The organism is Microvirga calopogonii, from assembly GCF_003347665.1.
GTDB classification, from domain to species: Bacteria; Pseudomonadota; Alphaproteobacteria; order Rhizobiales; family Beijerinckiaceae; genus Microvirga; species Microvirga calopogonii.
On record NZ_QDGA01000045.1, the window covers coordinates 18,791 to 38,804 of the forward strand.

Genomic DNA, 20,014 nt, shown 5'->3' on the forward strand with positions numbered 1-20,014 from the left:
GAGGGCTAGGGAGGAGGTGTTAGCGCCACTCTGGTTCCAGTCCTGCGCCGTACCCCCCTCTCCACTCCTCCCCCAGAAGGGGGGAGAGGGTCGGTTGCTCTGTGCACGAACTGGCAAAAGAAAAGGGGCCTTGCGGCCCCTTTGATTATTTCAAAAACTCAACGCGATCAGGCGGAGGCCTGGATCCAGCGGGACAGTTCGCCCTTGGGGGCGGCGCCGACCTTCTGGGCGACGACCTTGCCGTCCTTGAACACCATCAGGGCCGGGATCGACCGGATGCCGAGCTGGGAGGAGATCTGCGGGTTCTCGTCCACGTTGAGCTTGGCGATCTTCACCTTGCCGGCCATCTCGTTGGAAATCTCTTCCAGGGCCGGGCCGATCATGCGGCAGGGACCGCACCATTCCGCCCAGAAATCGACCACGACGGGCTCGGAGGATTGCAGGACATCCTGCGCGAAGCTTGAATCGGTCACCTTTACGGTTGCCATCAGATCACCTTTGACTTGAGCGCGACTCAGCTTCGAGCCGCTCGGCTATAGGGCCAAGGTAAGAACCCGGCTTGAGGGAATCAAGCAAGGGCTCTGTGTCTCACGCCGCTTTGATGAGGGTAAGTGCGGATTCCAGATCGGGTTCCAGGAGCTCGTGGATCACGGGGCCCGAGGTCCAGATCAGGAAGGTGCGGATGCGCTTTTCCGGATAGATCTCGGCGAGGAGCGTCCGGTAGAGAGCAAGCTGCGCCACATAGGAGCGCGGGGGCGGCTGGCCCGCCTTCGGTGGGCGGGCGGTGGTCTTGAAATCGGCGACCAGCACGTCCGCATCGAGCACGGCGAGCCGGTCGATCTGGCCCGAGACCATGATCTCGCCCTCTGCCGTGAGCACCCGCCCGGCGATGGGCGCCTCCGCCCGCGAGCCCTTGCCGAAAAGAGGCATCAGGTCCGCATGGTCGAGAACCCCAAGGGCGTTGGTCAGGATCGATTCGCGCAGGTCCTGGGGAAGGCGCGGTGCGCGGGCCTTGATGTAGGAGCGCGCCATGCTCTCCCGGTGCTCTGGCGCCAGCGCCGGCAAGCGCTCCAGCAGGGCATGGACCAGGGTGCCGCGCAGCCGCGCCTCGGGCGCATAGGGACCGTCGCCGGGACGTGTCATCCGGTCGGCGGCGCCGAGCGCGCTCGAGGGGCGGATCGGGGGCAGAGGCTCGGGCTCCGGCCTGGCCGCCGTGGTCAGCCAGTCCGGGACCGCGATGGGATCGAGGGGCGGCACGTCGGATTCGGCCACCAGGGTGCGCGCCAGCGCCGAGCCGTCGCGCCAGACCGAGATCGGGCCGTAGGGCGCCTCGTCCAGCTCCAGGCCGCCCGCCTTCGCGACGAGCCCATGGCGGATCATCTCGCACCAGGCTTCCTGCTTCGTCTCGTTCCCGTTCGTCCGGTAGGGGGCGATCACCAGCCGGTCCTTCGCGCGGGTCATGGCGACGTAGAGCAGGCGGTTGTGCTCCTCGTAACCCTTGGCATGCAGGAGGTCGCGCGCCTGCGTCATCACGCTGGAATCGGAGGTCTTGCCGGGCGCCCAGACCGGGATCCTGTCGCCTGCCGTCGTCTGCAATTGCAGCAGCGGCGGATCGCGGCCCAGCACCTCGCAGCCGTCGATGAGCACCACGATGGGAGCCTCGAGACCTTTTGCGCCGTGCACGGTCATGACGCGCACTTCGTTGTTCACGGAATCGAGGTCGCGCTTGATCGTGTGCGAGGCGGATTCGAACCGGTTCAGGAAGACGGTGAGCGAGGGCGTCTCCGTCATTTCCGATTGATGGGCGAAGCACAGGAACGCGTCGATGGCGTCGCCCGCCTCGCTCCCCAGGCGCGCCACGAGCAGCGAGCGCCCGCCGCGCGGTCCGAGCAGGGTGGCGAAGAAGCCGAAGGGGCCATGGATGCGCGCGAGCTCGCGCCATGCGCTCAAGGCCTCGCATCCGCGTTTCGCCTTCGCATCGCCCGCTTCGGCGTGCCGCGTCATGGCGGCGTGCAGGGATTCCTCGTCCGCGCGGTTGGCGGCGATGCGGATGAGATCGTCGTCGGTGAGGCCGACGAGCGGCGATTTCAGCGCGGTCGCGAGCGTGAGGTCGTCGTCCGGCAGAAGCGCCGCGCGTCCGGCGGCCACGAGATCGAGCACGGCGATGTGCTCGCCGATATTGAGCCGGTCCGCACCGGCCACGGGCACGCCCGCCTCTTTCAGCGCGCGGATCACCGCCTCGAAGGCGGCGCCGCGCTTCCTCACCAGCACGAGCACGTCGCCGGCCGTCCACACGCGGCCCATCTCGTCGCCCTTGGTGGTCCAGCACTTCACGGCCTGCGCGATGCGACGCGCGACGACGACGGGCGGCGCGTGCTGCTCCGGCTCGTCGATGGGCAGCACCCAGGCCTCGGGCTCTTCCTCCTTGGCGGGCATTTCCAGGGGCCACATTTCCACGAGGCCCGGCGCGTGAGGGCGCGCGCTCTCGTGCACGGTGCCGACCGCCTTGTCCTCGAAGGACAGTCCCTTGAAATTCGCCTCGACCGCGAAGGTCGCGTCCACGGCCGACAGCACGGCCTTGGCCGATCGGAACGACATGGTGAGCGACACGTCCTCGAAATGGAGCTCGGCGTTCTTCACCTTCTGCGACCAGCTCCGGCGCATCGTCTCGAATTCCTGCGGAGCCGCGCCCTGGAAGCCGTAGATCGACTGCTTGGGATCGCCCACCGCGAAGAGCGTGCGCACGCGCCCGCCCGCAGCGCCGGCGCCCGCCGTGAAATCCTCGGTGATCTTGCGCAGGATCTCCCATTGCTCCGGGTTCGTGTCCTGCGCCTCGTCGATCAGCACGTGATCGATGCCGCGGTCGAGCTTGTAGAGCACCCAGGCCGTGTCGCCGCGCGAGAGCAGCGCCAGGGTTTTGTCGATGAGATCCTGGAAGTCGAGCGCGCCGAGACGCATCTTCGCCTGCTCGACGCGGGTGTGGATCTCGGCCGCGAGCGTGAACAGCGCGCCGGTGCGCTCGGCGGCGCGCGCGGCCTTGCGCTTGTCGATGAGGCGCCAGATGCGGCTCTGCTCGGTCAGCAGCCGTTCCTTCAAGGCGGGATCGACCGACTTCGTCACGAGGCGTGACTCCGCGCGCGGCGTCCAATCCGATTCCTTCAGGAAGACCGACAGGTAATGCTTGAGCTTCTCGTCCGGATCCTGGGCCTCGGCGGCTGCGATGAAGGAGGCGGCGCGCTCCTGGTCAGTCGCCTTGCCGGCCAGAAGTTCCTGCACGATGGAGGGCCATTCTTCCGGCCTGATGCCGCCTTCGAGCATTGCGGTCTCGACGCTCTCCAGCGTCTCATCCGCGCCCAGCCCGAGTTCCCTGCGAAGCCGTGCGGGGCCCGACGCATCGTGCAGGAACGCCTTGCACTTCAAGGCCGCGTTGATCGCGGAGGTGAGGGCGTCGCCTATCGCATCGACGCTGATGGTATCGAGCGCATCGGCAAGTTCCGGGAAATTGCCGCTCGCCGCATCGGCCATCACATTGGCGGTGGCCTGGGCCAGCATCTCGTCGGTCTGGCTCTCGTCGAGCACGGCGAAGCGCGCGGGCACATTGGCCTCGAACGGCACGAGATGCAGAAGTCGCTCGCAGAAGGCGTGGATAGTGTCGATCTTGAGGCCGCCCGGCGTTTCCACCGCGCGCGCAAAGAGCGTGCGCGCGAGTTTCACCTGGGCCCGCGTCGGTTTCGCGCCCTCGAGTTCCGTCAGTTCCTTGACGAGGCTTTCCTCATCGAGCGTCACCCAGCGGCCAAGGCGCTCGAACACGCGGATCGCCATGTTGGCGGCGGCCGCCTTGGTGAAGGTGAGACAGAGAATGCGGCCCGGCAGAGAGCCCGCGAGCAGCAGACGCACGACACGGTCGGTGAGCACCTTGGTCTTGCCGGCGCCCGCATTGGCCGACACCCAGGCGGATGCGCGCGGGTTGGCGGCGCGGCGCTGCGCGTCCTTGGTGTATTCCGGGATGACGAGATCGGTGCTCATTCGGATCCCTCGCCGCCGCCCGCACTCGCGAGCGACCATTCCTTCACGCGCGCCAAGTGGTCGTATTCCGAGAATTTGCGCGCATATTTCGGGAAGGGCCGCGAGACGTAAGGTGCCTCGCCCTTGGCGTAGCGCACGATCATGCCCTCGAAGCGGCGGCGATGTTCCTCCACGATCTCCGGCACCGAGCGCTCCTCGTCACGCCCGGGCTTGATCTCGCGCGGCTTGATCGGCTCGCGCCCACCGGTGGTGTGGATGTAGATCAGGTCCGGCGCGTCCTTCGCCATCGGCAGCCCCTTGAAGGCGCCCTTCATCAGCATCATGGCTTCGAGCGTCAGCTGCGGCGAGAAGCCGGCATAGACCTCGCGCACGCCGGGCGGTTGCCCCGTCTTGAAGTCGATGATGGCGAAACGGCCGTCACGGCGATGCTCGATACGGTCCGCGCGGGCACGAAGATTGAAGATCGTGCCGTCCGGCAGCGGGATCGACAGGCGCCCGGAGCGTTCCGCGTAGACATCGACGAGGTCGGGACGGCGGTTCTGCTCCCACACGACGAATTCGGTGGCAAGCCGCGTGAAGCGCGGCCACCATTCCGCATAGAGTTCGGGATAGGCCTCGGCGATCTCGGCAAAGGCGTCGGTGCCGAGCGCCAGCAGGATCTCCTGCGCATGGGCCGGCAATGTCTTCGGGTATTGCTCGGCGAATGTGCCCAGCACCTCGTGGATGATCGTGCCGCGATCCGCGGCACTCGGCGTCACGGCTATCGCATCGAGCGCGTCGAGCTTGAGGATGTGGCGCGCGAAGATCGAATAGGGATCGCGCACCAGCGTCTCGATTTCCGTGACGCTCAGGGAGCGCGGGAACAGCGCCGGGTCGGGCTTCGGCCGTGGGCGCGGCAGCGAGGGTGCGGGCTCCGGCGTGTCGAGGGTGCGCGCGAGTCGACGGTAATACTCGCCGGCCTTCGTCATGCGCTCCCACACGTCCTTGCCGGCGAAGGCCTTCAGGCGCTGCAGGAAGCGCGAGGGCACCATGGGTGAGCCGTCGCGCTTATGCGCGCGGGTGATCACCACGTCGTGCGTGCCCAGCGCCTGCACGAAATCATGCGCCGTCTGGCCGATGCGCCGCTCCGGCGGCATCAGGCCGACGCGCGAGCGCATGGGGCGGTTGAGGAACGCATCCGTCACCGTGCGCGGCGGCCAGGAGCCTTCGTCCAATCCGCCGAGCACCACGCGGTCGACGGAGAGCAGACGCGCTTCGAGAAGACCGAGGATCTTCAGGCGCCGGTGCGTGGCGCGGGGCGACGGGCTCAAGGAGCGCTGCTTGGCGAGAGCCGTGAAGAAGGTCGGGTAATCGACGAAGCGGCCCGCAAGCGGATGACCTTCCTCCGCGCGGATGTCGGAATGTTCGAGATCGTCGAACAGCGCGGCGAGCGCTTCCTTCGAGGAATCGTCATCCTGCTCCGCCGGTTCGTCGTCGGGCCCGGTCCAGAGCAGCTCGACGGCGCGGCGATGATGCTCCACGAGCGACATGAGATCGAGACGGCCTTCGCCATGAACGGTCGGCGTGAAGGTGTTGAAGGCGAGGCCGAGGCGCTGCAGCAAGTCGTCCGCGAGATCCCAATCGGCTTCCGTCAGGCGCTTGCGCGGACGCGGCGTGCGATGATCGTTCCCGGCGCGGCGGCTGGCGAGCGCGGCGCGCATGCCTTCGATGCCGAGCGCGGGAGCAGGCCCGCGCAGCACGCCGATCTCGAGCACGCTTGCCGCATGTTCGACCATCTCGCGGGACAGGCCGAGCCGCACCATCGGGTGTGCGAGCAGCGCCAGCAGGCGCACGGGGCGCAGGTCGTCGGCCGCCGCTTCCGCGGCCATTCGCGCCAGACGTCCGGCAGGCGTATCGGACAGGGGAATGCCCGCGGAATCCTCGATGCTCAGGCCCCAGCGGGCGAGTTCCGCTGTCACGCGCGCGGCAAGCGCACGATCCGGCGTGACGAGGGCTGCCGTCTTGTGCGGATGCGCCATGGTTTCGCGCAGCGCGATGGCGATGGCGAGCGCCTCCTCGCGCTCGTCCATGGCCTCGATGATGGCCAGCCCCTCGCAGCCGCGCGCGCTCAACGCCACGCGATCATCGGGCGCGATCAGCGACCAGCGATCCGTGGTGTCCGCCGGGCGCAAGGCTTCGGAGAGCAGGTGGTTGCGGGCCTTCGCAGCCTCTGGCACGTCACCAAGGACAGAGACGTCGGCGCGCGGGACGCGCAGATGCTTGTCGAGGAGACGGCGAAGCGAGGCCTGCGGATGTCCATGCACCGGATCGGTCTCGTCGTCGCCGGTTCCGCCGATGGTCGACCAGCTCTCCTCGTCGAGATCCGTGTCGAGGCCGGGCAGCACGATGGCGCCTTTGGGCAGGCGCGCAATCACGCCCATGAGGTGTGCGGTCGCCGGCACCGAGCCGGTCGAGCCCGCGACGATGATCGGATGTTCAGGGCGCTCGCGCGTGAGGCGCCGCGCCTCCGCGTCGAGCAGCGCGTTGCGCCGCTGCGCGGGGTCGCTCGCCTGGCGCTCGGCCAGGATCCTGGGCCAGTGCTCGCTCGCGATCTGCACGAAATGCCGCGTGATCTCGAAATAGGTCGAGTAGTCCGAATCCACCGCCAGTTCGAGGGCATGCCAGTCGATGCCTTCCGTCGTGAAGGCATCCATCAGGGTTTCGAGGTCGCCCGCGAGGTTCACCGCGTCGGCCGGCGAGGCCGGCACCATGAAGGGCACCTCGGGGCCGAGTTGCAGCAGCGCACGGTCCACTTCGGCCGACCAGCGCTGCACGAGGCGCGTGAGGATGAGGCGGCGTTCCAGGGGCGGGATCGGCGGCTTGAGGCTCGCGGCCTCCTGGAGAGGCGTGCCCTCCAGCCCCGTCAGTTCGAATTCGGCCTCGTCGGTTTCGCCTAAGGGGACGATCCGCGGCAAGAGCTGCGCCTTGCCTGCGCCGCGCTCGGCGAGCAGCGCGATCAGCGCACGGGTGGCGCGGCGGTTGGGCACATAGATCGTGATGTCGGACAGGGCCGCGGGATCATCTGGCAGGGGGCCGACGAGGTGTCCATCGAACAGCGCATCCACGAGGGTCGGCAGGAAGGCGCAACCCGGAGGGATTGAGAAGACGCGCGGCTGGGTCGGCACTCCAAAACCTCAACGCTTGCTGGCGGCGAGGCATCTTTCAGCCTCGGCAATGGCCTGGGGCTCCCCAACATGCAGCCATTGCCCCTCCATGCACAAGCCGTAGAGGCGGTCCTTCGCGATGGCGCGGTCGTAGAAGGCATTGGCCGAGAACGCTCCGTCGGGCGTCCCGTGAACAAGTTCCGGCTTCACGATGGCGACTCCCGCATAGGCGAAAGGTGCGCTCGGGTCCGTTCCACGGCGGCGCAGGCGGCCGCTCTCGTTCATGTGAAAATCGCCCCGGCCTTCGAATCCAATGCTTGTGGATAACGGGGCCACGAGCATCAGGATGTCCATCCGCTCCGGGTCCCAGGCGGACACGAGACGCTTCAGATTCGGTTCCCGCCCCTCGATCCAGAGCGAATCGGAGTTGAAGGTGATGAAGGGCTCGCTGCCGAGAAGCGGCAGGGCCTTCTTCACGCCGCCGCCGGTTTCCAGAAGCTCGGTCCGTTCGTCCGAGACGACGATGCGCGGAACGTCGCGCGTGCTCAGGTGAGCTTCGAGCATGTCGGCGAAATGGTGCACGTTCACCACCACCGTGTCGATGCCGGCCTCGTGCAGGCGGTCGAGGGCGAAGTCGACGAGGCTTTGTCCCGCCACCTTCACGAGGGGCTTCGGCATGGTGGCCGTGATCGGCAGCATGCGCTTGCCTAAGCCTGCAGCGAGAACGATGGCTTTGTGCGGCGCGCGCGGGGAGGTCTGGGACAAGGAGCTGGCTCAAGATTCGGGAGGGAGTTCATCCGCCTGCGGGATCAGCCTCGGCAGATAGTTTTCGTACCAGACCTTGAGCTTGCCCAGGGCCGGATGGGCGAGGTTGCGGACGAGATAGGCTTCGATCCGCGGCAGATGCTTGAGATAGTGCGGCTTGCCGTCGCGCCGGTCGAGGCGGGCGAAGATGCCGAGGATCTTGGTGGCGCGCTGGCCTGCCATGATCGCGTAGGCGCGGGCGAAGGCCGACACGTCGAAAGCAGGATCGACGGCCTTCCGGTCGCGGGCATAGAGGCCGATGAGCTTCAGTTCGAGTTCGGGCGGCACGGTCACGCGCGCATCCTGCAACAAAGACGCGACGTCGTAGGCCGGCGAGCCCAGCACCGCATCCTGGAAGTCGATCATGCCGACCCGCTGCAGGCCTTCGCGTTTGGGCAGCCAGATCAGGTTGGGCGAGTGGTAGTCGCGCAGGGTCCAGGTGGTCGGGGCGGCGAGAACCTCGCCCAGGGTCTCGGTCCAGAGATTGACGAATTCCGCCCGCGCGGACCCTGAGAGCTGCGTGCCGATGATATGAGGCACGTACCAGTCGAGCAGAAGCTCCACCTCGATGAGGAGGGCTTCGAGATCGTAGGGCGGGATCGGATGGTCGATGCCGTCCGCCACCGGGAGCACCTGCGGCAGGGTCTGGCCGTGGAGCTGCGCCAGGACCCTGGTCGCCTCCGCGTAGCGCTCCGGGATCGGGCCTTTGGCATCGGTGACGGGCTCGGAACCGAGATCCTCGATGAGGAGAAGGCCCGCCTCCAGGTCCTCGCCGTAGATGTAGGGCGCGCTGAAGCCAAGAGCGCGCAGGCCCTTGTCCATGGCCACGAAGGCATTCACCGTCTCGGCGAGCTTCGCGATGGTCGTATAGGGCTTGCCGCGCCGCACGGCGGGCCCGGCCGGACGTGGGGGCGAGATCATCAGGAGGGCGGTCGAGCCGTCGGGCTTCACCAGGCGCTCGTAGGAGCGGATCACGGAAGCGTCGCTCGGCATGGGCTGGCGCTTCGCATCGCCCCAGCCGCAGCGCTCGACGAGGCTGCGATAGGCCTTCATGCGCTGGAGGCGGGACGCGAAGGCGCCGGTTCCGGTGAGCATCGCGAGGCGCCCGCGGCCCTGGCTGCCGGGGGCGAAGTCGAGGCGGATATCGAGATGCTCGGGGTTAAGCGCATCGTCGGCCCGTTCGGGCCACTCGACGAGCGCGATGGCGTTCTCCGTCATCTCGTCCCAGCCCAGCTCCGTGAGTTCGTAGCCGCCGGAGAGGCGGTAGAAATCCGCATGGACGATGGGGGGACGCTGGCCGTCATAGACCTGCATCAGGGTGAAGGTGGGGCTTGGAACCTCGAGTTCCGGATCGCCCGCAAGGGTCCGCACCAGGGCACGGGCCAGCGTGGTCTTGCCGGCGCCGAGGCCGCCCGAGAGGGTGACGAGGTCCCCGGGTTTCAGCTCTTCGGCCAGGATCCTCGCGAAGCGCTCCGTCGACTGGTGGTCGGGAAGCGTCACGATCCATGCGGCTTGCATAAGGTCCTGCTCGGGCATGAGGGCCAGTCCATTCACCATCGCTGTTCCTACTCGGCTGCGATTGGAGTTAGCGCAGATTGCGCCGATCGGCCATCAGACGGCGTCTCGTGCCGGTCATTGGGGAAGATGCACGTGACCGTGGTGCCGAGGCCAGGCGCGGACGAGATTTCGATGCGCCCGCCATGCAGTTCCACGAAGGAACGCACGATGGACAGCCCCAAACCCACGCCGCGATGGCGCGTTCCCAGCGTATGGCTCTCGAACCGCTCGAAGATGCGCGCCTTGATCTCGGGCGGAATGCCGCGCCCCTGGTCCTTCACGTCGAAGATCACCTCGCCGCCGCGCTTGCGCGCCGACACCTGGATGGTCTGGCCGGGCGACGAGAAGCCGACCGCGTTGGAGAGCAGGTTGAACAGGATCTGGCGAACGCGCTTGCCGTCGGCCACGAAGGTGCCGATGTCGTCCGGGGTGTCGATGACCAGGTTGAGCGAGGATTCGGCCAGCCGGTCCTCGAGCCCCCGCATGGCGGCCTCGATGGTGGAGCGGATGTCGACGATCTCCGGCGTCAGCTCCAGCGAGCCGGTATCGATGGACGCGAGATCGAGAATGTCGTTGAGGATCGCGAGCAGCGAAGCCGAGGACCGCATGATGTGGTCGGCGTAGTCGCGCTGGCGCGGGTTGAGGGCGCCCACCGTCTCGTCGCCGAGCAATTGCGTGAAGCCGATGATGTTGGTGAGCGGCGAGCGCAGCTCATAGGACACGTGATGCACGAATTCGTCGCGCAGCCGCGAGGCGCGTTCCAGCGCCTCGTTGCGCTCGGTGAGCGCGCGCTCCACGTTCACGCTCGCGGTCACGTCGGTGAAGCTCAGGAGCGTCGCGCCGTCGGGCAGGGGCTGCGCGGCGCAGTCGAGCGCCGTGCCGTCGTGGCGTTCGATGCGGCAGGTGAGACCCATGCGCATGTCGGCGAGGCCGGCCACCGCGCCGCGAATGTCGATCCACGGCTCGTCCTGCGGCGCCAGCAAGCGGGCGACCTTGATGATCGTGTCGATATGCGGGTTTTCCGCCGTCATCTCGGGCGACAGGTTCCACATGTCGGCGAAGGCGCGGTTGTGCAGCTTGAGGCGCCCGTCGGAGCCGAACACGGCCACGCCTTCCTTCAGCGTATCGAGGGTCTCGGACTGCACGCGGGTCAGCGAATGCACCTGCGAGGCCAGTTCGAAACGCTCGCTCACGTCGTCGAACAGGTACGTGACGCCGCCCTGCGGATTGGGGTTGATGACCACGCGCAGGGTGCGCCGGTCGGGCAGATGCCACCAGGTCTCCTGCTGCTCGACCGAATGATAGCCCTGCAGGAACTCGGTCTTCCACGCCCGGAAATCCGCCTGCTCGGGAAGCTTGCGGCCAACGCGCAGCTTGTCGAGCACTTCGCTGTCCGTTGGGCGCGAGGCCAGGAACGCGGCGTCCAGGCCCCAGAGGCGCTGATAGGCGGCGTTGCTGAAGATGAGATTCTGAGAGCCGTCGAAGATCGCGACGGCGGTCGGCAGCTGATCCAGGGTGCGCACATGGGCGTCCATCTGGCGCTGCAGGTCGGTGCGGACCGCTTCGAGTTCGGACACGTCCACCGCGATGCCCGCGCTGCCGCCGGCTGTCGGGCGTTCGATCACGTCGAGCACCGCGCGATGGCCTGCGACGACCGCCGTGACTCTCCCCGAGAAGGTGACGCCGGACAGGCGCTGCCGACGCGCCTCGTCCCGGGTGGCTGTGCCGAGGAGTTCGAGGGAGCGGGCGATGGCGTCGTCGAGATCCCTGGCCTCGACGGAGCGCAGATAGGCCTGGTTCGCCCAGAGCAGCTTGTCGTCCGTATCGCGGATCCAGAGCGGATAGGCGACGTCGTCGAGCAGCATCGTCATGGAGCGCAGGTCGCTGCGCGCAACCGCGAGCTGGCCCTGGACCTTCATGAGCTCGGCCCGGTCGCCGGTCACGTCCCGCAGGCGCAGGAGCGCCCGCCCGCCGATGGTGCGGCCTTCCACGTCGACGAAGCGGCTGCCCGTCGTGCAGCGTCCCGTCAGGCGGAAAGCCTGGCCGCGTTCCTTGAGCTGCTCGAGGGAGGTCTCGACCGCAGTGGCGTCCGCCGCAGCGAGCCAGGTGCCGAAGGCGAGGGCTCGCTGCGCCGAGGCGTTCTCGCCGACGATGGTCGGATCGCCCTGGAAGCGCGGCTCTCCGTCCCGCCCGTGCCAGCTCACGAGGAGCTGGCGCTCCGACCCCATGAGAAGGGCCGCGAGATCGTCCGCGCCCCGCAGGGCGTCGAGCTCGTTTCGCAGGCGCCGCTCCATCCGGGCGGCACGCTTGCGCTCGTGCATCAGCAGCATGGCGGTGGTGGTCGAGACGGCGACGAGGCCCATGAAGAGGCCGAAATAGACCGCATTGTGCAGGTCGAAGCCGTTCAGGAAGCCGAGGAGGTCGGAGGCCCCTTCCCTGATCGGGAGCAGCAGGTCGTTGGCGAGAGCCGCCTGGGAGGTGCCGGCCAGGAGCGCCAGGGATAGGGGAACACGGGCCGAACCGACGAGGGAACCTTTCCCGTCGCTGCTGCCGTCGTGACGCTCCCAATGCCCGGCCATGCCGTGCTGCCCTTCCTTTGTTGGCGGCCGAAAAAGGGCCAAGTTGGATTGATCCCCGGCCGCGCCCAGCGGCACTGCAGAGGTCAACCGTCTACGCATGAACGGAACTGCCGGCGCAGGTTCGAAGCCACAGCAACAGCCGGTCGATTCGTGTTCACTCTAGACTACCCCCGACTCCGCCAGGAAGAGGGTTAACACCCGCTTAAAGTTCCTTTGGAGAACCTGTGTGCAATTCCTCGAACCATATTGCATTTGTGACACACACATGCCGGTGCGACAGTTTGTTCGATTCGGGATTTCGCCGGCTCAATAAAAAAGCCCGGCGCGAGGCCGGGCTTTCGCAGGCTGGTGGGCGACCGATCAGTAGCGGTAGTGGTCCGGCTTGAACGGGCCCTGCTCGGAGACGCCGATATAGGACGCCTGGTCGGGGCGCAGCTTGGTGAGCTTCACGCCGATTTTCTCGAGGTGCAGCGAGGCGACCTTCTCGTCCAGGTGCTTGGGCAGGGTGTAGACCTTGCGCTCGTACTTGCCCTGCTGGGTGAAGAGCTCGATCTGGGCCAGCGTCTGGTTGGTGAACGAGGCCGACATCACGAAGGACGGGTGACCCATGGCGTTGCCCAGGTTCACGAGGCGGCCTTCCGACAGCAGGATGATGCGGTGCCCGTCGGGGAACTCGATCTCGTCCACCTGCGGCTTCACGTTGTTCCACTTCAGGTTCTTGAGAGACGCAACCTGGATCTCGTTGTCGAAGTGGCCGATGTTGCAGACGATGGCCCGATCCTTCATCGCGCGCATGTGCTCGATGGTGATCACGTCCTTGTTGCCTGTGGCGGTGACGAAGATGTCGGCGCGGGGAGCCGCGTCCTCCATGGTCGTGACCTCATAGCCTTCCATGGCGGCCTGGAGGGCGCAGATCGGGTCGACTTCCGACACCAGCACGCGGCAGCCGGCCTGGCGGAGCGAGGCGGCCGAGCCCTTGCCCACATCGCCGAAGCCCGCCACCATGGCGACCTTGCCGGCCATCATCACGTCCGTGCCGCGGCGGATGCCGTCGACCAGAGACTCGCGGCAGCCGTAGAGGTTGTCGAACTTCGACTTGGTGACCGAGTCGTTGACGTTGATCGCCGGGAAGAGGAGCTTGCCCTCCTTCTCCATGATGTAGAGGCGGTGGACGCCCGTGGTGGTCTCTTCCGACACGCCCTTGATCGATTGGGCGAGCTCGGCGAACCAGCCCTTCGGCTTCTCGGAGAGCAGGCGCTTGATGAGGGCGAAGAACACTTCCTCTTCCTCGGAGCCCGGCTTGTCGAGGAAGGCGGTGTCGCCCTGCTCGGCGCGCAGGCCGAGATGGACCAGCATGGTGGCGTCGCCGCCGTCGTCGAGGATCATGTTCGGCATGCCGCCGCCGTGCCAGTCGAACAGCTTGGCGGTGTAGTCCCAGTACTCCTTCAGGGTCTCGCCCTTATAGGCGAAGACCGGGATGCCGGCGGCCGCGATGGCGGCGGCGGCGTGGTCTTGGGTCGAGTAGATGTTGCAGGACACCCAGCGGATGTCGGCGCCGAGAGCCTTGAGGGTCTCGATCAACACCGCGGTCTGGATCGTCATGTGGAGCGAGCCGGCGATGCGAGCGCCCTTCAGGGGCTGCTTCGGGCCGTATTCGGCCCGGACGGCCATGAGGCCCGGCATCTCGGTCTCGGCGATCGAGATTTCCTTGCGGCCGAAATCGGCAAGGCTGATGTCTTTGACGATGTAATCCTGCGCCATGATGGCCTCTCTCTTGCACCTGTTCGGTTGAATTGGTGCTGTGTCTACCAGAGCTCGCAGGGAGAGGCAATCAAGATATAAAGATGTCTTTATATGTTCTTTTGGGAGGAGAGGACGCCGCTCCTGTCATGGCCGGGCTTGTCCCGGCCATCTCGATACGGAAAAGCGCCGTGCCTCAATCAATCGAGATCACCGGCACAAGGCCGGTGATGACGTGCGAAGCAATGAGCAGCGCGTCGCGCTCAGAAAAGCACTTGGAGCTTACTCGTCCTCGCCGAACTTGTTGGCGAGAAGGTCGTCGATGGCCTGGAGGCAGTCCTGGGCGTCCTCGCCCTTGGCCGTGACGGTGATGGAGGTGCCCTGGGCGGCCGCGAGCGTCAGAAGGCCCATGATCGAGCGCCCGCCCACGGTTTCGCCGCAGCGGGTCACCGTCACGTCGGAGTTGAAGCGTTCGACGGTCTGGACGAATTTGGCCGAGGCGCGGGCATGCAGGCCCCGGCGGTTGATGATGGGCAGCTCACGGACATCGGCTCCGTCCGGCACGGGAGCCGGAGGGCAATCCTGATCGAGGGGCCGGTCCATGATGCTTACTTTCCCGAGAGAACGCGCGAGGCGATGTTGATGTATTTGCGCCCCGCCTCCTGGGCATGGGAGACGGCGTCGGACAGGATCTCCTCGTCGCGGACGGAAGCCAACTTGATGAGCATGGGCAGGTTGATGCCGGCTACGACCTCGACGGAGCCGTTCATGCAGGACAGGGCTAGGTTCGAGGGCGTGCCGCCGAACATGTCCGTCAGGACCACGACCCCCTGGCCCGAGTTGACCCGGCAGACGGCGGCCATGATGTCCTTGCGCCGAGTCTCCATGTCGTCGTCGGGGCCGATCGTGATCGTTTCAAGCTGCTCTTGAGGACCCACGACATGCTCGAGCGCCGCTTTGAATTCCGTCGCGAGCTGCCCGTGGGTGACGAGCACCATTCCAATCATAATGTTACAAGTCCGAACGCTCCGAGAGCGGAGCCGCTATTTTGTGCACCGCGAAGCCAAGCGCAAGAGCATTGAGAGGAAAAGTTCATCACAGTGTCACGACCGTGTCGCAAACACCACTCAGGCAGGCCAAGGCGACATCCGCCGAGATTGCCCCGGCCTGCATCCGAATGCGAGCGACCATGACGCCGCAGAGGTCGACCTGCCTGTCCTCCGCTTCCGGATAGCGGGCAGGATCGTCGGAGAGGTCGACCACCAGGCGCACCACGGCGGCCTTTTCGTAGGGCTGGCGGACAATGCCGAGGCCGAACACCTCGATGCTGCCGCCGAGAGGTTCCACCGGTCGCGCCAGGAGGCGGCCATGATGAACTTCGAGGCGGGTCCGGTCATCGCTGACCAGCCGTCCGAAGCGGCCCGCCCTGAGGGCGAGGGACACAACCTCGCGGGCGAGGGTCGATTTGCCGGATCCCGACGCGCCACGGATCAGAAGGCCCGCCTCGCCGACGAGAACGCAGCCGGCATGGATCGTCTCACCCTCGCTCAAGGGGCTTTCTTCCCGGCGTCGCGCTTGGCTTTGTCCCGGTCCTTTCTCTCCTGCTCCTTCTTGGCCTTCGCTCCTTCGACGGGCAGGCGGATGATGAAGCGGGCGCCGAGGCGGGTGGGCTCGCCGTCCTCGTCGGGAGGGCCGAGCCGGTTCTCGGCCCGGATCGTGCCGCGATGGGCCTCGATGATCTGGCGGGAGATGGACAGGCCGAGGCCGGAATTCTGGCCGAAACCCTGCTCGGGCCGGTCCGTGTAGAAGCGCTCGAAGATCCGGTCGAGGGCATCCGGCTCGATGCCGGGCCCGCTGTCCTCCACCAGGATCTCCACCTGGTTCTTGCGGCGGCGCATGGAGACGTTGACGGTCTGGTCGGACGGCGAGAAGGAACGGGCGTTGTCGATCAGGTTGTTGAAGACCTGGCCGAGGCGGCTGTCGTGGCCGAGAACAAGGAAGGCGTCCCGGCCCTGGGCCTGCCTTTCGATGCTGAGCGTGATGAGCGGATCATGCTCCTGGCGGCGTTCGTTGGCGACCGACACCACCGCGTCGAGCAGCTGCACCATGTCCACCGGCTCGGCATCGGCACGGGCGAGTTCCGCATCGAGCCGCGACGCATCCGAAATGTCGCTGATCAGCCGGTCGAGGCGCTTCACGTCGTGCTGGATGATCGACAGGAGACGCTCCCGGGAATCGTCGCTGCGGGCGAGCGGGAGGGTCTCGACGGCGCTGCGCAGGGAGGTCAGCGGGTTCTTCAGCTCGTGCGCCACGTCCGCCGCGAAGCTCTCGATGGCGTCGATGCGGTTGTAGAGCGCCCTGGTCATGTCGCGCAGGGCGCCCGACAGGTGGCCGATCTCGTCGGACCGGGTGGTGAAATCGGGGATTTCCTGTCGGGACTTCGTGCCCCAGCGCACCCGTTCCGCCGCCTCGGCGAGCCGCCGGACCGGGCCCGCGATGGCGCCGGCGAGGAAGAGCGACAGGACGATCATGACCACGGCCGCCACCAGGAAGACCTGGAGCAGGGCGAAGCGCTCGGACGCGATGATCGCGTCGATGTCGCCCTCCTGGGTCGAGAGCAGGAGAGCACCCTGGACCGTGCGGAACCGCTGGACCGGCACGGCCACCGAAACGATGGTCTCGCCACGGTTGTTGACGCGCACCACGCTCGATTGCTGGCCGGCGAAGGCCTGCTGCACTTCCGGCAGGGACTTGCCGTTGGCCGGACCGACCTCCTCCTGCACCGGACGTCTGGTCCGCCGGAACATCTTGCGGATGCTGTTCCAGGTGCGCTCGATGAAGCTCGTCGTATCCTCGACATTGGCGACCGGCGGCAGCTCCATGCGCAGGATGTCGCCGCGGGAATAGAACGATCTGGAATCGAGAAGCAGGGTGCCTTCCCGGTCGAAGATCCGGGCACGGGTCTTGGTCGGCGTCACCAGACGGCGCAGCAGGGGAGCGACGCGTTCGGGGTTGATGGAGAACTCGAGCGAGGAGAAGGATTCGTCGTTGAACCGCTCGGTTTCTCCCGCCTGCATCTGCAGGAGCTGGTCCGGGTCGATGGTGATGGTGTTGGTCTCGACCGTGGCGGAACTCGCGATCGCACCCGCGATGATCTCGCCCTGGGTGAGAAGGCTCTGCACCCGTGCCTCGATGAGGCCTTCGCGGAACTGGTTGAGGTAGAGGAAGCCGACGAGCAGGGCCACGAGGCCGGCCAGGTTGAGCACGACGATCCGGCGCGTCAGGCTCGACGAGCCCCGCTGCACGATCATGCGGCCGAAATGCTTCAGCCGCGCCAGGATGCCCTGAGGGGCCGGCGGATCGTCGAACGCCGCCTCGGCGTGGATGGGGTCAGCCTTCATGCTACTCGTTCGAGGCCGATCCAGTCTCATCGTCCCGGACCGTGGCCGTCATTCCAGGTTGCTTGCCGGGTTGCTTGCGCCACCAAAGCGTCAGGCTTCCTTGAAGCGGTAGCCCACGCCGTAGAGGGTCTCGATCATTTCGAAACTCTGGTCAACCGACTTGAACTTCTTGCGCAGGCGCTTGATGTGGCTGTCGATGGTGCGGTCGTCGACATAGACCTGGTCGTCATAGGCCGCGTCCATCAGGGCATTGCGGCTTTTCACCACCCCAGGACGGGTGGCGAGGGCCTGCAGGATCAGGAATTCCGTCACGGTGAGGGTCACCGGCTCGCCCTTCCAGGTGCAGGCATGCCGCTCCGGGTCCATCTTGAGCTGGCCGCGCTCCAGGGCCTTCGGATCGGCCTCCTTGGGGGCGGTCTGGTCCTTTGGCGCGAACCGTCGCAGGACGGCCTTCACGCGCTCGACGAGGAGCCGCTGGGAGAACGGCTTCCGGATGAAGTCGTCGGCGCCCATCTTGAGGCCGAACAGCTCGTCGATCTCCTCGTCCTTGGACGTCAGGAAGATCACCGGCAGGTCCGACTTCTGCCGCAGGCGCCGCAGGAGCTCCATGCCGTCCATGCGGGGCATCTTGATGTCGAAGATCGCCAGATCGGGCGGGGCATGCTTGAGACCGTCCAGAGCCGAGGCGCCGTCCGTATAGGTCTGAATGCGGTAGCCCTCCGCTTCGAGGGCGATGGAAACAGAGGTCAGGATGTTGCGATCGTCATCGACAAGGGCGATCGTTGGCATGAACTCTTCCTTGGTTTGGCACAAACTATGTCAGATTTTCGTATCGTCTGACAACGCAGCAGGCCCTAAAACGTCCCCAACTGCGCCTTTCTCGTGGCATAAATATGGTTTCCCCCGGCTGCGGCCAGGGGCGGACCTGATAGTGGTGTCTAAGGGGCGCCCGTTCAACCGCGAATGAACGACCCGTGCCGGACCCGTCAGGATGGGCCCCTGCTGATTTCCGTAACGACAGATATGGGATGCCGGATGAAATGGCCGGTCAATCATACGAAAGAACTCGGAAAATACCTTCAAATTCGAGGGATTGAGGCTAATGGAGGTCTGGTTCCCGGAAAAATAGAATGCGATGAAATGACCTGAGTTGACGGCACCGTCAGCTGACCTAAAGAAGGTTCCATGTTCAAGCGAGACGGCAAAGTGTTGCCGGAATTGTTTGGCCTACCCCCATGTGACGGTCATCGGACGGCGGCTGACCTGGCTGCGCGGCGACCGCCAATCAGGAGAAGTCTTCCGTGGAAAATATCGGCGTCTTCAACAGCGCACAGGGTGCCGAGGCCTCCGGCCTCCGCAATCTCAAACGGGTCTACTGGAACCTCGAGGCGCCTGCTCTCTACGAGCAGTCCCTGACCCGGGGCGAGACCAAGCTCGTGCAGGGCGGTGCGCTTCTGGCCGACACCGGCGTGCATACGGGCCGCTCCCCCAAGGACAAGTTCGTGGTGCGCGACGAATCCACGGAGAACACCGTCTGGTGGGACAACAACGGCGCCATCACGCCCGGCCATTTCGACACCCTGCTGGCCGACTTCCTGGCCCATGCCGAGGGCAAGGAGCTGTTCGCGCAGGATCTCTACGGCGGCGCCGATCCGGCCTACCGGGTCAAGGCGCGCGTCTTCACGGAATATGCCTGGCATTCGCTCTTCATCCGCAACCTGCTGATCCGTCCCGACCGGGGCGAGCTCGCCGATTACGTGCCCGGCCTGACCATCATCGACCTGCCGTCCTTCAAGGCTGATCCGGCCCGGCACGGCTGCCGCACGGAGACGGTCATCGCCTGCGACTTCAAGCGCAAGATCGTGCTCATCGGCGGCACGTCCTATGCCGGCGAGATGAAGAAGTCGGTCTTCACCTATCTGAACTACGTGCTGCCCGCCCAGAAGGTCATGCCCATGCATTGCTCGGCCAATGTGGGCGACGAGGGCGACGTGGCCGTGTTCTTCGGCCTCTCCGGCACCGGCAAGACCACGCTCTCGGCCGATCCGAACCGGGTCCTGCTCGGCGACGACGAGCATGGCTGGGGCCCGAACGGCGTGTTCAACTTCGAGGGCGGCTGTTACGCCAAGACGATCCGCCTCTCCCGCGAGGCGGAGCCCGAGATCTTCGCCACCACCGAGCGCTTCGGCACGGTGCTGGAGAACGTGACCATCGATCCGATCACGCGCATTCCCGATTTCGACGATGCGTCGAAGACGGAGAACACGCGCTGCGCCTATCCGCTCGACTTCATTCCCAATGCGAGCTCCACGGGCCGCGCGGGCATTCCGAAGAACATCGTGATGCTCACCTGCGATGCCTTCGGCGTGCTGCCTCCCATCGCCAAGCTGACGCCTGCCGAGGCCATGTACCACTTCCTCTCCGGCTACACGGCGAAGGTCGCGGGCACGGAGAAGGGCGTGAAGGATCCGGAGGCCACGTTCTCGACCTGCTTCGGCGCGCCCTTCATGCCGCGTCATCCGTCCGAATACGGCAACCTGCTGCGCGATCTCATCGCCAAGCACTCGGTGGATTGCTGGCTCGTCAACACGGGCTGGACCGGCGGTAAGTACGGCGTCGGCCGGCGCATGCCGATCCGTGTCACCCGCCGCCTGCTCACGGCGGCTCTCGACGGTTCGCTCTCCCGCGCCGATTTCCGCCGCGACCCGTATTTCGGCTTCGCGGTGCCGACCTCGGTGCCCGGCGTCGAGCCGCACATCCTGTA

13 protein-coding genes are annotated in these 20,014 nt (G+C 66.3%); 1 reads left to right on the top strand and 12 read right to left on the bottom strand.

Translation table 11 applies throughout. The annotated features are described in order from the left end of the window. Positions 1–167 precede the first annotated feature (167 nt). The 12 genes from trxA to DDF70_RS23555 form a co-directional block, all read right to left on the bottom strand. Entirely contained in the window at positions 168–488 is a 321-nt protein-coding gene (gene trxA, locus DDF70_RS23500) for a thioredoxin (protein ID WP_009490441.1), read from the bottom strand. Positions 489–588: 100 nt separating this feature from the next. Next, the gene (addA, locus tag DDF70_RS23505; RefSeq protein WP_114947241.1) at positions 589–4,026 is read right to left on the bottom strand and encodes a double-strand break repair helicase AddA; all 3,438 of its coding nucleotides are present in this window, start codon (positions 4,024–4,026) and stop codon (positions 589–591) included. Then, complete coding sequence (addB, locus tag DDF70_RS23510) at positions 4,023–7,190, bottom strand: double-strand break repair protein AddB (RefSeq protein WP_114947242.1); 3,168 nt, start codon at positions 7,188–7,190, stop codon at positions 4,023–4,025. The genes addA and addB overlap by 4 nt, the downstream gene beginning before the upstream one ends. A gap of 9 nt (positions 7,191–7,199) precedes the next feature. Then, positions 7,200–7,934, bottom strand: a complete 735-nt coding sequence (locus tag DDF70_RS23515) for a nucleotidyltransferase family protein (protein ID WP_114947243.1) — start codon at positions 7,932–7,934, stop codon at positions 7,200–7,202. Positions 7,935–7,943: 9 nt separating this feature from the next. Next, entirely contained in the window at positions 7,944–9,530 is a 1,587-nt protein-coding gene (tsaE, locus tag DDF70_RS23520) for a tRNA (adenosine(37)-N6)-threonylcarbamoyltransferase complex ATPase subunit type 1 TsaE (RefSeq protein ID WP_114947244.1), read from the bottom strand. A gap of 8 nt (positions 9,531–9,538) precedes the next feature. After that, on the bottom strand, positions 9,539–12,109 hold the full coding sequence (locus DDF70_RS23525) for a sensor histidine kinase (protein WP_114947245.1): 2,571 nt from the start codon (positions 12,107–12,109) through the stop codon (positions 9,539–9,541). 360 nt (positions 12,110–12,469) lie between these two features. Next, positions 12,470–13,870 carry an adenosylhomocysteinase gene (ahcY, locus tag DDF70_RS23530; protein WP_114947246.1) on the bottom strand — a complete coding sequence of 467 codons (1,401 nt, stop codon included), beginning with the start codon at positions 13,868–13,870 and terminating at the stop codon, positions 12,470–12,472. Positions 13,871–14,131: 261 nt separating this feature from the next. Further along, positions 14,132–14,452, bottom strand: a complete 321-nt coding sequence (locus tag DDF70_RS23535) for an HPr family phosphocarrier protein (RefSeq protein WP_114947247.1) — start codon at positions 14,450–14,452, stop codon at positions 14,132–14,134. Between the two features lie 5 nt (positions 14,453–14,457). Next, entirely contained in the window at positions 14,458–14,856 is a 399-nt protein-coding gene (locus DDF70_RS23540; protein WP_114947248.1) for a PTS sugar transporter subunit IIA, read from the bottom strand. An 88-nt stretch (positions 14,857–14,944) separates the two neighbouring features. Next, positions 14,945–15,400, bottom strand: coding sequence for an HPr kinase/phosphorylase (locus DDF70_RS23545; RefSeq protein WP_114947249.1), 456 nt, complete (start codon positions 15,398–15,400; stop codon positions 14,945–14,947). After that, positions 15,397–17,250, bottom strand: a complete 1,854-nt coding sequence (locus tag DDF70_RS23550; RefSeq protein WP_114947250.1) for a sensor histidine kinase — start codon at positions 17,248–17,250, stop codon at positions 15,397–15,399. The genes DDF70_RS23545 and DDF70_RS23550 overlap by 4 nt, the downstream gene beginning before the upstream one ends. A gap of 90 nt (positions 17,251–17,340) precedes the next feature. Further along, the gene (locus tag DDF70_RS23555; RefSeq protein ID WP_099509738.1) at positions 17,341–18,039 is read right to left on the bottom strand and encodes a response regulator transcription factor; all 699 of its coding nucleotides are present in this window, start codon (positions 18,037–18,039) and stop codon (positions 17,341–17,343) included. A 512-nt stretch (positions 18,040–18,551) separates the two neighbouring features. On the opposite strand from DDF70_RS23555, the gene DDF70_RS23560 reads away from it, so the two are divergent. Beyond that, the coding region (locus DDF70_RS23560) for a phosphoenolpyruvate carboxykinase (RefSeq protein ID WP_114947251.1) at positions 18,552–20,014 on the top strand (1,463 nt) is incomplete at its 3' end.